This window comes from Streptomyces sp. NPDC087428, from assembly GCF_044744085.1.
Classification (GTDB): Bacteria; Actinomycetota; Actinomycetes; order Streptomycetales; family Streptomycetaceae; genus Streptomyces.
The window spans coordinates 47,863-60,449 of sequence record NZ_JBIUXR010000018.1 but is presented as its reverse complement, the minus strand read 5'-3'; the positions used below and the strand labels follow the sequence as shown (position 1 = coordinate 60,449).

General features: G+C 70.1%; 12 protein-coding genes. 8 read left to right on the top strand and 4 right to left on the bottom strand.

All coding sequences use genetic code 11. The annotated features are described in order from the left end of the window. Nucleotides 1-92 precede the first annotated feature (92 nt). The gene (locus tag ACIO3R_RS32540; RefSeq protein ID WP_402110630.1) at nt 93-2,339 is read right to left on the bottom strand and encodes a transglycosylase domain-containing protein; all 2,247 of its coding nucleotides are present in this window, start codon (nt 2,337-2,339) and stop codon (nt 93-95) included. A 397-nt stretch (nt 2,340-2,736) separates the two neighbouring features. On the opposite strand from ACIO3R_RS32540, the gene ACIO3R_RS32535 reads away from it, so the two are divergent. Beyond that, entirely contained in the window at nt 2,737-3,087 is a 351-nt protein-coding gene (locus ACIO3R_RS32535; protein WP_018551136.1) for a WhiB family transcriptional regulator, read from the top strand. Between the two features lie 82 nt (nt 3,088-3,169). On the opposite strand, the gene ACIO3R_RS32530 is transcribed toward ACIO3R_RS32535, so the two are convergent. After that, nucleotides 3,170-4,558: an ArsA family ATPase gene (locus tag ACIO3R_RS32530; RefSeq protein ID WP_402110747.1), complete on the bottom strand. Its 1,389-nt coding sequence runs from the start codon at nt 4,556-4,558 to the stop codon at nt 3,170-3,172. Nucleotides 4,559-4,677: 119 nt separating this feature from the next. Continuing rightward, on the bottom strand, nt 4,678-5,667 hold the full coding sequence (locus ACIO3R_RS32525) for an ArsA family ATPase (RefSeq protein ID WP_385034602.1): 990 nt from the start codon (nt 5,665-5,667) through the stop codon (nt 4,678-4,680). Nucleotides 5,668-5,749: 82 nt separating this feature from the next. Between ACIO3R_RS32525 and ACIO3R_RS32520 the strand changes: the two genes are divergently transcribed. From ACIO3R_RS32520 to ACIO3R_RS32505, 4 genes are all read left to right on the top strand, one after another. Further along, nucleotides 5,750-5,908 (top strand): DUF4177 domain-containing protein, encoded by a 159-nt coding sequence (locus ACIO3R_RS32520; protein ID WP_003991873.1) that lies wholly within the window; start codon nt 5,750-5,752, stop codon nt 5,906-5,908. Further along, complete coding sequence (locus ACIO3R_RS32515) at nt 5,908-6,378, top strand: RidA family protein (RefSeq protein WP_385034604.1); 471 nt, start codon at nt 5,908-5,910, stop codon at nt 6,376-6,378. Before ACIO3R_RS32520 ends, ACIO3R_RS32515 begins: the two co-directional genes overlap by 1 nt. Nucleotides 6,379-6,562: 184 nt before the next feature. Beyond that, on the top strand, nt 6,563-7,456 hold the full coding sequence (locus ACIO3R_RS32510) for an NUDIX hydrolase (RefSeq protein WP_402110628.1): 894 nt from the start codon (nt 6,563-6,565) through the stop codon (nt 7,454-7,456). Next, on the top strand, nt 7,453-8,283 hold the full coding sequence (locus tag ACIO3R_RS32505) for an MBL fold metallo-hydrolase (protein ID WP_385034608.1): 831 nt from the start codon (nt 7,453-7,455) through the stop codon (nt 8,281-8,283). The genes ACIO3R_RS32510 and ACIO3R_RS32505 overlap by 4 nt, the downstream gene beginning before the upstream one ends. A gap of 122 nt (nt 8,284-8,405) precedes the next feature. On the opposite strand, the gene ACIO3R_RS32500 is transcribed toward ACIO3R_RS32505, so the two are convergent. Further along, a complete protein-coding gene (locus ACIO3R_RS32500) occupies nt 8,406-9,080 on the bottom strand; it encodes a Crp/Fnr family transcriptional regulator (protein WP_123460131.1) in 675 nt (224 codons plus the stop codon). A 253-nt stretch (nt 9,081-9,333) separates the two neighbouring features. Here ACIO3R_RS32500 and nth point away from each other — a divergent pair, with 253 nt between their 5' ends. The 3 genes from nth (at nt 9,334) to ACIO3R_RS32485 (ending at nt 12,429) form a co-directional block, all read left to right on the top strand. Further along, nucleotides 9,334-10,326 (top strand): endonuclease III, encoded by a 993-nt coding sequence (nth, locus tag ACIO3R_RS32495; RefSeq protein ID WP_402110625.1) that lies wholly within the window; start codon nt 9,334-9,336, stop codon nt 10,324-10,326. 61 nt (nt 10,327-10,387) lie between these two features. Next, nucleotides 10,388-11,134: an NUDIX hydrolase gene (locus ACIO3R_RS32490; protein ID WP_385034613.1), complete on the top strand. Its 747-nt coding sequence runs from the start codon at nt 10,388-10,390 to the stop codon at nt 11,132-11,134. Between the two features lie 89 nt (nt 11,135-11,223). After that, a complete protein-coding gene (locus ACIO3R_RS32485) occupies nt 11,224-12,429 on the top strand; it encodes a MarP family serine protease (RefSeq protein ID WP_363031285.1) in 1,206 nt (401 codons plus the stop codon). The last annotated feature ends 158 nt before the right edge of the window (nt 12,430-12,587 follow it).

Sequence of the window (12,587 nt, the reverse complement as noted above, 5' to 3'; positions counted from 1 at the left end):
AATCCGGTACGGCCGCGGAAGGCCGGTAGACAGGAAGGTGGGGCGCACCCGGACCGGGTGCGCCCCACCTTCCTGTCTACGGCAGCGGCGGATCAGGGACCCTGCGACCCGCCGTTGTCCTGACCGCGGGCGTGGCCGTCGTTCCCGCCGATCAGGTCCGGCGGGATGCTGATGCCGGGGAAGGGGTCGTCGCCACCGGGCTTGTTGTCGCCGTCGCCCGGCTTGTTCTTGTCCCGGTCCTTGTTCTTGCTCTTGTCTTCCTTCGGCTTGGACCGCGGTACGTCGACCGCGTTGAAGGCCGGGGTCTCCGAGGCGTTCAGGGAGCCGGTCATCGCCGTCTTCCAGATCGGACCGGGCAGACAGCCACCGCAGACGTCCTCGTAGTACTGGCCGCCGATGGTGATGTTGCTCATCGGGAGCTGCGTGGCGCCGTCGCTGCCGACCCAGACCGCCGTCGACAGGTTCGGCGTGTAGCCGACGAACCAGGCGTTCTTGCGCTCGTCGGTGGTACCGGTCTTGCCCGCGTTGTCACGGTCGTCCAGACCGGCCCGCTGCCCGGTTCCGTCCGCCACGACGCCCTTGAGCATCTGGTTGATGGTGTCCGCCGTGTGCTCGCTCATGGCCTGCGTGCACGTCGACTTCGGTACCGCCATCTGCTTGCCGTCCGGCTTGGTCACCGAGAGGATCGCGATCGGGGAGCAGTACTTGCCGCGGTTGGCGAAGGTGGCGTACACCGAGGCCATCGCCAGCGGTGTCGACTCCTGGCCGCCGAGGGTGGTGGAGGCGACCGCCTGGAGCGGCTTGTTGTTGCCGCGGATGTAACCGACCTTCTCCGCCATCGAGAGGGTCTCGCAGAGACCGGCCTTCTGCTCCAGCTTCGCGAAGTAGGTGTTGATCGACTTGCCCAGCGCGCTGGTCATGTCGAAGGTGCCCTTCTCCTCCTCCAGCTCGTTCGACACGTCCCAGGGGCGGTTGTCCGCCGGCTTGTTGTCGCACGTGCGGAAGCTCTCACCGGGCAGGGAGATCTGGTGGTCCGTGGTGAAGCTCTGCGCCGGGCTGATGCCCTTCTCCAGCGCCGCCGCCGCGGTGATCGGCTTGAAGGTCGACCCCACCTGGAAGCCGGCGTAGCTGCCGCCCATCTTGTGGTCGACGTTGAGGTTCAGCACCGTCTGGTGCTTGGACTGGTCCAGCCCGTACGGGCGGGACTGGGCCATCGCCATGATCTGGCCCGTGCCGGGCTTCACCTGCACGACCGCGTCGGCGATCTTGTCGTCCTTGTTGACCCGGGACGTGGCGGCCTCGTTGGAGGCGGCCTGCGAGCGCGGGTCCAGCGTCGTCTTGATGGTGAGCCCGCCGACCGCCCAGAGCTTGGCCCGGTCCTTCGCGGTCTTGCCGAAGGCGGGGTCGCCCGTGACGATCTGCCGTACGTAGTCGCAGAAGAAACCGGAGCCGCTGACGGCGGTGATGCAGCCGTTCTGCGGCCGCTTGACCTTCAGCTTGATGGGGGTCGCCTGGGCCTTGGCAGCCTCGCCCTTCGAGATGTCCCCGACATCCGCCATCCGCTGGAGGACGGTGTTGCGACGCTTGGTCGCCTCCTGCGTGTCGTTGACGGGGTCGTAGCGGCTGGGCGACTGCACGATGCCGGCCAGCAGCGCGGCCTCCTCCACCTTCAGGTCCTTCGCCGACTTCGAGAAGTAGCGCTGCGAGGCCGCCTCGACCCCGTACGCCTGCTGTCCGAAGAAGGTGATGTTGAGGTAGTTCTCCAGGATCTTCTTCTTGCCGAGCTCTTCCTCCACCTGGATCGCGTACTTCAGCTCCTGGACCTTGCGGCCGAGCGTCTGCTGGGTGGCCTCCGCGACCTTGGCCGGGTCGTCGCCCGCCTCCTCGACGAAGACGTTCTTCACGTACTGCTGGGTGAGGGTCGACGCGCCCTGCGCGGTCCCGCCCGACTGAACGTTCCGGTTCATCGCGCGCAGGATGCCCTTGAGGTCGACCGCGCCGTGTTCGTAGAACCGGGCGTCCTCGATCGCGATGATCGCCTTCTGCATGTACGGGGAGATGTCCTTGAGCGGCACCACGGTGCGGTCACGCGAGTAGACCGTGGCGATCTGGCCGCCCTGGTTGTCCAGGATCGTGGTTCGCTGGCTCAGCGGCGGAGTCTTCAGATTGGCCGGGATCTCGTCGAATCCGTCGACCGTTCCCTTGGCGGCGAGACCCAGTGCTCCGGCGGCCGGCAGCGCGATGCCCGCCAGGACCACTCCGGAGAGTGCGGCGACACCGAGGAACTTGGCGGCCTGCTGGGTCGTCGTGAGACCCCCGCCCGAGCGCTTCTTTGGCATGGGGGCAGCCTACGTTCTCATTCGCCGGACACACGTATATGCCTTGGCCTAAGCTGCTCTCAACTGTCACAGCAGTCCGGTTTCGTATCAACCCCCCTGCATGAGCCCGTGCACCACCCGGCCACGATTCAGGCGCCCCCGAAATCGCCTCGTGTGTCATCGAACGTCCGTTGTGACTCAGATGGTCTGTCCCGATTCTGCCGGGATAGTCGTGCATGTCCTCACCTCACTCCCCTGGGTGATCTGCCGCATACGCATAGTCCGTTCGGGCCATTCAAGATTGGGCCCGAAGGGGGTGTTGTGCTGTCGCCACCTTCCGTAACGTCCTCAACTGGCAGCGGTGAATATGCCGCTGTCGCCGTGGGGGAGCCTCGATTCGGGAGAGGACGGCGCCGGGATGGGCTGGGTAACCGACTGGAGTGCGCAGGCAGCCTGCCGCACTACCGATCCGGATGAACTGTTCGTACAAGGGGCAGCGCAGAACAGGGCCAAGGCGGTGTGCACCGGATGTCCGGTGCGGACCGAGTGCCTGGCCGATGCGCTGGACAATCGCGTCGAGTTCGGCGTGTGGGGCGGGATGACGGAGCGGGAGCGCCGCGCATTGCTGCGCAGGCGCCCGACCGTCACGTCCTGGCGCCGGCTGCTGGAGACCGCGCGCAGCGAGTACGAGCGGTCCACGGGCATCCTGCCCGTGGCGATCGGGCTGGAGGACGACGAACTGCACGAGACGTTCGCCGCCGTGGGGTAGACCCGGGCGGTGGACGACCGGTCCGCGGGGGGTGGACCACGCGGTACGGACGTCCTGAGGCGTACGACGGATGACGGGCTGGCTACGCAGCTCCGGCCGGGGCGGAACCGGTCGCGAGCCGGTCCCCGATGGCTCGTAGCCCCGCGAGGTCATGGACATCTCCGGGCAGCGCGGCCACCGCGGTGACGGCCACCTCGGGATGCAGCGCGGTGAACCGGTCGCGCGTGTGCTGTTCGCGCGCGACCACCTGCATCCTTTCGGCGTGCAGATGCAGCAGACCGGCAGTCAGCTGCTCGACGGAGGCCGGCTCTACGAAGGTCGGGTCGGATGCGTGTTCCGAGGCGCGCTCCGATTCGGAGGCATGCTCCGAGGGATCGGCGGCGGCGACCCCGGCGGACGGGTCGGCGGTGGCGGCTCCAGCGAGGTCCGAGGTGTCCGTGGTGTCCGTGGTCTGTGCGGTCCCGGCCGCGGGGGAGTCGGCGGGCTCACGAAGTCCAGCCTTCCCGGCCGTCTGATCCACAATGCCGGTCGCATCAAGATTTTCTGCGGCGGCCAGCGCGCTCTCGGCCGAGAGCCGGGCGGCCTCGCTGCCGTGCACCCGGTTGAGGACCAGACCCGCCAGCGGCATGTCCTCAGCGGCCAGCCGCTCCACGAAGTACGCCGCCTCGCGGAGCGCGTCCCGCTCCGGCGTCGCGACGACGAGGAACGCCGTGCCGGGTGCCTGGAGAAGCTGGTACGTGGCATCGGCGCGGGTACGGAACCCCCCGAACATGGTGTCCATCGCGGCGACGAAGGTCTGTACGTCCCTCAGGAACTGACCGCCGAGCAGCTTGCCGAGCGTCCCGGTCATCATCGACATGCCCACGTTGAGGAATTTCATCCCGGCCCGGCCGCCCATTTTCGCGGGGGCCATCAGTAGCTTGATGAACTTCCCGTCCAGGAACGAGCCGAGCCGCTTCGGCGCGTCCAGGAAATCGAGCGCGGACCGCGACGGCGGGGTGTCGACGACGATCAGGTCCCACTCCTCGCGTGCCCGGAGCTGACCGAGCTTCTCCATCGCCATGTACTCCTGCGTGCCCGCGAAGCCGGCCGACAGGGACTGGTAGAAGGGGTTCTCCAGAATCGCGCGGGCCCGCTCGCCGTCCGCGTGTGCCTCGACGATCTCGTCGAAGGTGCGCTTCATGTCGAGCATCATGGCGTGCAGCTCGCCGCTGCCCCGTGTCTCGATGCCCTCGACCCGGCGGGGGACGTTGTCCAGCGTCTCGATGCCCATGGACTGGGCGAGTCTGCGGGCCGGGTCGATGGTGAGGACGACGACCTTGCGCCCGCGCTCGGCCGCACGTACGCCGAGCGCCGCGGCGGTCGTGGTCTTGCCGACGCCGCCCGAACCGCAGCACACGATGATCCGGATGTCCGGGTCGTCCAGGAGAGCGTCGGTGTCCAGGGCGGGGACAGCGTCAGCGTCTGCCATGGCGGCAGCGTCCGCGTCCGCGTTCTCGTCCGAGTCGGCAGTCCCGGCCGTGGCCCCGTCCGCGTCCATGGGCGCGTCCTTGTCCCCGTTCCCGTCCGTGTTCCGGATTCTGTCCGCTGTCATGAACCCATCCCTTGTCCGGCCGGCCCTTCGCCCGCACCTTGCTTACGGAGCTCCATCGCCAGTTCGTACAGCCCGGCCGGGTCCACGCCCTCGCCGATCAGCGGGAGCTCGTAACCCGGCAGTCCGAGGCCTGCCAGCACGGCGCGCTGTTCCCGCTCCAGCTCGACCCGCTGGGCGTGCTCGGCGGCCTGTTCGAGCAACGGGCGCACGAGGCCCGCGGCGCCGGTCACGCCCGCCCGGGTCAGCGTCTTGGCGATCTCCTTGCGGCGGCCGCCCGCCGCGGTGCGCAGCGCGTCCTCGTCCAGCAGGTGCGGGCGCACCATGTTCACGATGACGCGGCCCACCGGCAGTTCGGCCGCCTGGAGCTCGGCGATGCCGTCGGCGGTCTCCTGGACCGGCATCTCCTCCAGCAGGGTCACCAGATGGACCGCGGTCTCCGGGGACTTCAGCACCCGCATCACGGCCTGGGCCTGATTGTGTATCGGGCCTATCCGGGCCAGCCCGGCCACCTCGTCGTTCACGTTGAGGAAGCGGGCGATGCGGCCGGTCGGCGGGGCGTCCATGATCACGTAGTCGTAGACGAACCGGTTCTGCTTGTCCTTGCGGCGCACGGCTTCGCACGCCTTGCCGGTCAGCAGGACGTCCCGGACGCCGGGCGCGATCGTGGTGGCGAAGTCGATCGCGCCGAGTTTCTTGAGCGCCCGTCCCGCGCTGCCGAGTTTGTAGAACATCTGGAGGTAGTCGAGGAGGGCGCGCTCGGCGTCGATCGCGAGGGCGTACACCTCCCCGCCGCCCGGTGCGACGGCGATCTTGCGTTCCTCGTAGGGGAGTGACTCCGCCTCGAAGAGCTGGGCGATGCCCTGTCTGCCCTCGACCTCGACGAGGAGGGTGCGCCTGCCCTCGGTCGCGAGGGCGAGCGCGAGGGCGGCGGCAACCGTGGTCTTACCGGTACCGCCCTTGCCGCTGACGACCTGGAACCTGCTCACGTATTCGAGCCTAACCAGTCGTACCGCAGGCTACGCACGAGGCTGCGCGTCCCGTGGATTGCACAGGCATTACAGTCGGGCCATGACCAAGTGGGAATACGCGACCGTGCCCCTTCTCGTGCACGCGACCAAGCAGATTCTGGACACCTGGGGCGAGGACGGCTGGGAGCTGGTCCAGGTCGTTCCCGGCCCGAACAACCCCGAGCAGCTCGTGGCCTACCTGAAGCGGGAGAAGCAGTAGTGGCGGGCGCCGTCGAGGCGAAGCTCGCCGAGCTCGGTCTGGCCCTGCCGGACGTCGTGCCGCCGCTGGCCTCGTACCAGCCGGCCGTGCAGAGTGGGGTGTACGTGTACACCTCGGGCCAGCTGCCGATGGTGGACGGCAAGCTCGCCGTCACCGGCAAGGTCGGCGCGGAGGTCACGCCCGACGAGGCCAAGGAGCTGGCGAAGACCTGTGCGCTCAACGCGCTCGCCGCGGTGAAGTCGGTCGCGGGCGACCTGGACCGGATCGCACGCGTCGTGAAGGTCGTCGGCTTCGTCGCCTCGGCCGGTGACTTCACCGGCCAGCCCGCCGTGATCAACGGAGCGAGCGAACTGCTCGGTGCGGTGCTCGGCGACAAGGGCGTGCACGCGCGCAGTGCCGTGGGCGTCGCGGTGCTGCCGCTGGACGCACCGGTCGAGGTCGAGGTCCAGGTCGAACTGACCGGGGCCTGAACCGCCGCCCCTCCTGATCCCGTCCGGTCACGACGACCGGGCGGGATCTTCTGTGCGCCGGAGCGGATCGAGGGTGTGCGGCTGATCAGCTGTGACCGTCCGTGCGGCGGATCATCTGTGTACAGGGCATGTACGGATCACCGACCCACTCGAACATCGGCACGGTTCCGGATAGCCTCCGGCCATGTCCAATGGTCAGTGGTACCCACCGGAATGGCCCGACCGGATCCGGGCCCTCGCCACCGGCGAACTGACGGCCGCGACCCCCAGGCGCGCCGCCACCGTGATGCTGCTCCGGGACGCCGCGGAGGGTACCGGGGGCGGACCCACTGTCCACATGCTGCGCCGGAGCGCCTCCATGGCCTTTGCCGGAGGGGCGTACGCCTATCCGGGTGGCGGGGTCGACCCGCGCGACGACGACCGGCTCGTCGGCTGGGCCGGACCCGCCCTGGAGAGCTGGGCGCTGCGGCTCGGTGTCGCCACGGCCGCCGAGGCGCAGGCGATCGTCTGCGCGGCGGTCCGCGAGACGTACGAGGAGGCGGGCGTCCTGCTCGCCGGCCCGACCGCGGACACCGTCGTCACGGACACCACCGGCGCTGACTGGGAGGCCGACCGCGAGGCGCTGGTCGCGCGGGAGCTGTCGTTCGCCGGGTTCCTGGAGCGCCGGGGGCTGGTCCTGCGTTCGGACCTGCTCGGCGCGTGGGCGCGCTGGATCACTCCGGAATTCGAACCGCGCCGCTACGACACCTGGTTCTTCGTGGCCGCGCTCCCGGCCGGCCAGCGCACCCGCAACGCCTCCACGGAGGCCGACCGCACGGTCTGGATCCGCCCGGGAGAGGCGGCCGACGGCTACGACCGCGGCGAGCTGCTGATGATGCCGCCGACCGTCTCGACGCTGCGCGGGCTCAGGGCCCACGCCACCGCCGCGCAGGCGCTGGAGGCGGCATCGGCCCAGGACCTCGCCCCCGTACTCGCACAGGCGCGCCTGGAGGGCGACGAGCTGGTGCTGAGCTGGCCGGGGCACGCGGAGTTCACCAAACACATACCGGCGGGCGGCGCGGGCGGTGGTGCGGCATGAGCGACGCGGCAGCGCTGCCCGGACAGCCGCGCGGCGGGGTGCTGTCCGGCCCCGCCACCACCCGTGCGGTCAACGTCCTCGCGCCCAACGCGTCACCGATGACGCTGGACGGCACGAACACCTGGATCGTCGCCGAGCCCGACTCCGATCTCGCGGTGGTCATCGACCCGGGACCGCTGGACGACGTCCACCTGCGGGCCGTCATCGACACCGCCGAGCGGGCGGGCCGCCGGATCGCGCTCACGCTCCTCACCCACGGCCACCCCGACCACGCCGAGGGCGCCGCACGGTTCGCCGAGCTGACCCGTACGAAGGTGCGCGCGCTCGACCCCGGGCTGCGCCTCGGTGACGAGGGCCTGGGCACGGGCGACGTGATCACGACCGGCGGGCTGGAGATGTACGTGGTGCCGACCCCGGGCCACACCGCGGATTCGCTCTCGTTCCATCTGCCCGCCGACCGCGCGGTGCTGACGGGGGACACGATCCTGGGCCGCGGTACGACGCTGGTCGCGCATCCGGACGGGCGGCTGGGGGACTACCTCGACTCGCTGCGGCGGCTGCGCTCGCTGACGGTCGACGACGGGGTGGACACGGTGCTGCCGGGGCACGGCCCGGTGCTGGACGACGCGCAGGGCGCGGTCGAGTTCTACCTGGCGCACCGCGCGAACCGGCTGGCCCAGGTGGAGACGGCAGTGGAGGCGGGGTACCGGACGTCGTCGGAGGTGGTGGCGCACGTGTACGCGGACGTGGACCGGTCGCTGTGGCCTGCGGCGGAGCTCTCGGTGCTGGCGCAGCTGGAGTACCTGGACGAGCACGGCCTGATCTGAGACCGGCGGGCAGGCGGGGCGGGGCCCGCCGGCGGGGCGGGGCCCGTGTGTGTACCCACGCGTGAGGGGCCCCGCCGGTTCGTCGGTTCGGCGGGGCCCCTCGGGCGCTGGGTACGGCGGGGTCAGCGGGACCGCTTGGCCAGCCGCTCCACGTCGAGAAGGATCACCGCACGGGCCTCCAGCCGAAGCCAGCCGCGGCCGGCGAAGTCGGCGAGGGCCTTGTTGACCGTCTCGCGGGAGGCGCCGACCAGCTGGGCCAGCTCTTCCTGCGTCAGGTCGTGCACGACGTGGATGCCTTCCTCGGACTGCACGCCGAAGCGGCGCGACAGGTCGAGGAGCGCACGGGCCACGCGGCCCGGCACGTCGGAGAAGACCAGGTCGGACATCTGGTCGTTAGTCTTGCGCAGGCGCCGGGCGACGGCGCGCAGCAGGGCCGTGGCCACCTCCGGGCGTACGTTCAGCCAGGGCTGCAGGTCGCCGTGGCCGAGGCCGAGGAGCTTCACCTCGGTCAGCGCGGTCGCGGTGGCGGTGCGCGGGCCCGGGTCGAAGAGCGACAGCTCACCGATCAGCTCGCCGGGACCGAGGACGGCCAGCATGTTCTCGCGGCCGTCGGGGGAGGTGCGGTGGAGCTTCACCTTGCCCTCGGTGACCACATAGAGGCGGTCGCCCGGGTCACCCTCGTGGAACAGCGCGTCGCCGCGCGCGAGGGTCACCTCACTCATCGAGGCGCGGAGCTCCGCGGCCTGCTCGTCATCGAGCGCCGCGAAAAGCGGGGCGCGCCGCAGAACGTCGTCCACGAGTTCTCTCCTTGTCGGCCTGTTCAGGGAACCGTGGTCCCCATCATGCCGGACGGTAAAACAGTGCGATCAATCACAAACCAGTTTGACGCACGCACGTCCCGGAACGTACGGCAGGGGGCCGATTGGGGGTGGATCGGCAGTGACCGGGGCGGATGTCAGTCGCTGGCTCTAGGCTGGCCGGGTGTCCGGAACGCCGGTGAGAGTGCAGGCCAAGGGGGTTGATGGGGTGCCGGAAGACCGTAATTCCGCTGTGGGCGAACAGGCTGCAAGCGAACCGAAAAATGCGACAAAAAGCCCGGCGGGGCGGATGAAACGGGTGGGATCCGACGAAGATCCCGGCTCGGCACCGAAGACGGCACCGAAGCCGAAATCCAAGGCCAACGCCACATCCAAGGCTGGCCTCAAATCCCAGGCCAACACCAAGGCCGGCTCCGAATCCCGGGCCAAGCCGGTGCCGAAGGCCGGCGCCAAAGCCAAGCCGGAATCCCACCTGGCCATGGTCCGCAGGGCTCGCCGGATCAACCGTGAGCTCGCCGAGCTCTACCCGTATGCCCACCCGGAGCTGGACTTCAGGAACGCCTTCGAGCTCCTCGTCGCCACGGTCCTCTCCGCCCAGACCACCGATCTGAGGGTCAACCAGACGACCCCGGCGCTCTTCGCCGCCTACCCCACCCCCGAGGACATGGCCGCGGCCGTCCCGGAGGAAATGGAAGAGATCATTCGGCCGACCGGCTTCTTCCGGGCCAAGACCAAGTCGCTGCTCGGCCTCTCCGCCGCCCTCCGGGACAACTTCGACGGCGAGGTGCCCGGACGGCTGGAGGACCTCGTGACGCTGCCGGGGGTCGGGCGCAAGACCGCCAACGTGGTCCTGGGGAACGCCTTCGGCGTACCCGGGATCACGGTCGACACCCACTTCGGACGGCTGGTGCGCCGCTGGAAGTGGACCGAGCAGGAGGATCCGGTGAAGGTCGAGGCGGACATCGCGGCGATCTTCCCCAAGAGCGAGTGGACGATGCTCTCGCACCGCGTCGTCTTTCACGGACGCCGCATCTGCCACGCCCGCAAGCCCGCCTGCGGTGCCTGTCCGATCGCCCCGCTCTGTCCCTCGTACGGCGAGGGCGAGACGGATCCCGAGAAGGCCCGGAAGCTTCTGAAGTACGAGATGGGGGGCCGGCCGGGACAGCGGCTGAGCCCGCCCCCTGAGTACCCGGGCGCACCCGCCCCCGCCCTGGGCGCCGGCTGACCCGGAGCGCCGCTCCGGAACGAAATGCGTGACGACAGGCGTTGTGAGACGAGGGGTGCCCATGAAGACGCATCAACACAGCACGGACGCGGCGACCGGCGCCGCGTCGGCCGCGACCGGGGCGGGTGCCGGCGAAGAGGCCTCGATCACCGTCACCACCGAGGGCCTGCCCGGCTGGCTGGACCCCGTCGCCCATGCCGCGCGCACCGTCGAGCCGCAGCAGCTCAGCCGGTTCCTGCCGCCGGAGAGCGGAGCGGGGCGGCAGTCGGCCGTTCTCGTCCTGTTCGGTGAGGGCGCTCGCGGGCCCGAGCTGCTCCTGATGGAGCGGGCCGGAAGCCTGCGGTCGCACCCCGGGCAGCCCTCCTTCCCCGGCGGCTCCCTGGACGCGGAGGACGGGGACCAGGCGACGACGGGTCCGCTCAGGGCCGCGCTGCGGGAGGCCGAGGAGGAGACCGGCCTCGATCCGCACGGTGTGCAGCTGTTCGGCGTGCTGCCCCGGCTGTACATCCCCGTGAGCAGCTTCGTGGTGACGCCGGTCCTCGGCTGGTGGCGTTCGCCCAGCCCGGTCGGAGTCGTGGACCCGGGGGAGACCGCGCGGGTCTTCACGGTCCCCGTGGCGGATCTCACGGACCCGGCCAACCGGGCGACGGCCGTCCATCCCAGCGGTCACCGAGGCCCGGCGTTCCTGGTCGAATCCGCACTCGTATGGGGGTTCACGGCCGGCGTGATCGACCGGATTCTGCACTTCGCGGGGTGGGAGCGCCCCTGGGACAGGGCCAAGCAGGTGCCGCTCGACTGGCGCGCATGACAGGCTGACTCCCGTGCTCCACTGCTCCGGGTCCGCCCGGACCCAGAGAGACGTACGGGCCCGGTGACGAATCTGTGAGGCTATAGACGGTGAACGTGCTGGACATCCTGCTGCTGGCCGGCGCCGTGTGGTTCGCGGTCATCGGATACCGCCAGGGGTTCGTCGTCGGCATTCTGTCGGTGATCGGGTTCCTGGGCGGCGGTCTCGTCGCCGTCTATCTGCTGCCGGTCCTGTGGGACCAGGTGACGGACGGCTCCGAGGTCTCGTCGACGGCCGCCGTCGTCGCGGTCGTCATCGTGATCGTGTGCGCCTCGGTGGGCCAGGCCTTCACCACCCACCTCGGGAACAAGCTCCGTCGGCACATCACTTGGTCGCCCGCGCGCGCCGTCGACGCGACGGGTGGTGCGCTGGTCAACGTCGTGGCGATGCTGCTGGTGTCCTGGCTGATCGGCTCCGCACTGGCCGGCACCTCGCTGCCGACGCTGGGCAAGGAGGTGCGCAGCTCCTCGGTGCTGCTCGGCATCTCCCGGGTGATGCCGCCCCAGGCCTCCACCTGGTTCACGGACTTCTCCTCGGTCCTCGCGCAGAACGGCTTCCCGCAGGTGTTCAGCCCGTTCGCCAATGAGCCGATCACCGAAGTCAGGGCCCCCGACCCGGCCCTGGTGGGCAGCCCGGTCGCCGCCCGCGCCCAGAAGTCCATCGTCAAGGTCGTCGGTACGGCTCCGAGCTGCGGCAAGGTCCTCGAAGGCACCGGCTTCGTCTTCTCCGACCGCCGGGTGATGACCAACGCCCACGTCGTCGGCGGCGTCGAGGAGCCGACCGTCCAGATCGGCGGCCAGGGACGGCTGTACGACGCGAAGGTCGTCCTCTACGACTGGCGGCGCGACATCGCCGTACTCGACGTCCCGGATCTCGACGCGAAGCCGCTCCGCTTCACCGACACCGACCACGACGCCGCGACCGGCAACAGCGCGATCGTCGCGGGCTTCCCGGAGAACGGCGCGTACGACGTACGGGCCGCGCGGGTCCGTGCCCGTATCGACGCCAACGGCCCGGACATCTACCACCGGGGCACCGTCCGCCGCGATGTGTACTCACTCTTCACCACGGTCCGTCAGGGCAACTCAGGCGGACCGCTGCTGACCCCCGACGGCAAGGTGTACGGAGTCGTCTTCGCCAAGTCGCTCGACGACCCGAACACCGGCTACGCGCTGACGGCCGACGAGATCCGCCAGGACATCACGCAGGGCCGCACCGCCAACCAGCAGGTCGACAGCCAGGCGTGCGCGCTGTAGGCGTACCGCATTGCCTCGTCCTGCCCGGCGGAACGCGCGAGCCATGGACGCGCGAGCCAGGAACCCGCCTGCCATGAACCCGCCTGCCAGGGTGCGAGCGAGTGGTTCAGTGCGTGAGGTAGGCGGTGGGTGACCGGGCGGCCGTCCGCGGAGGCCGG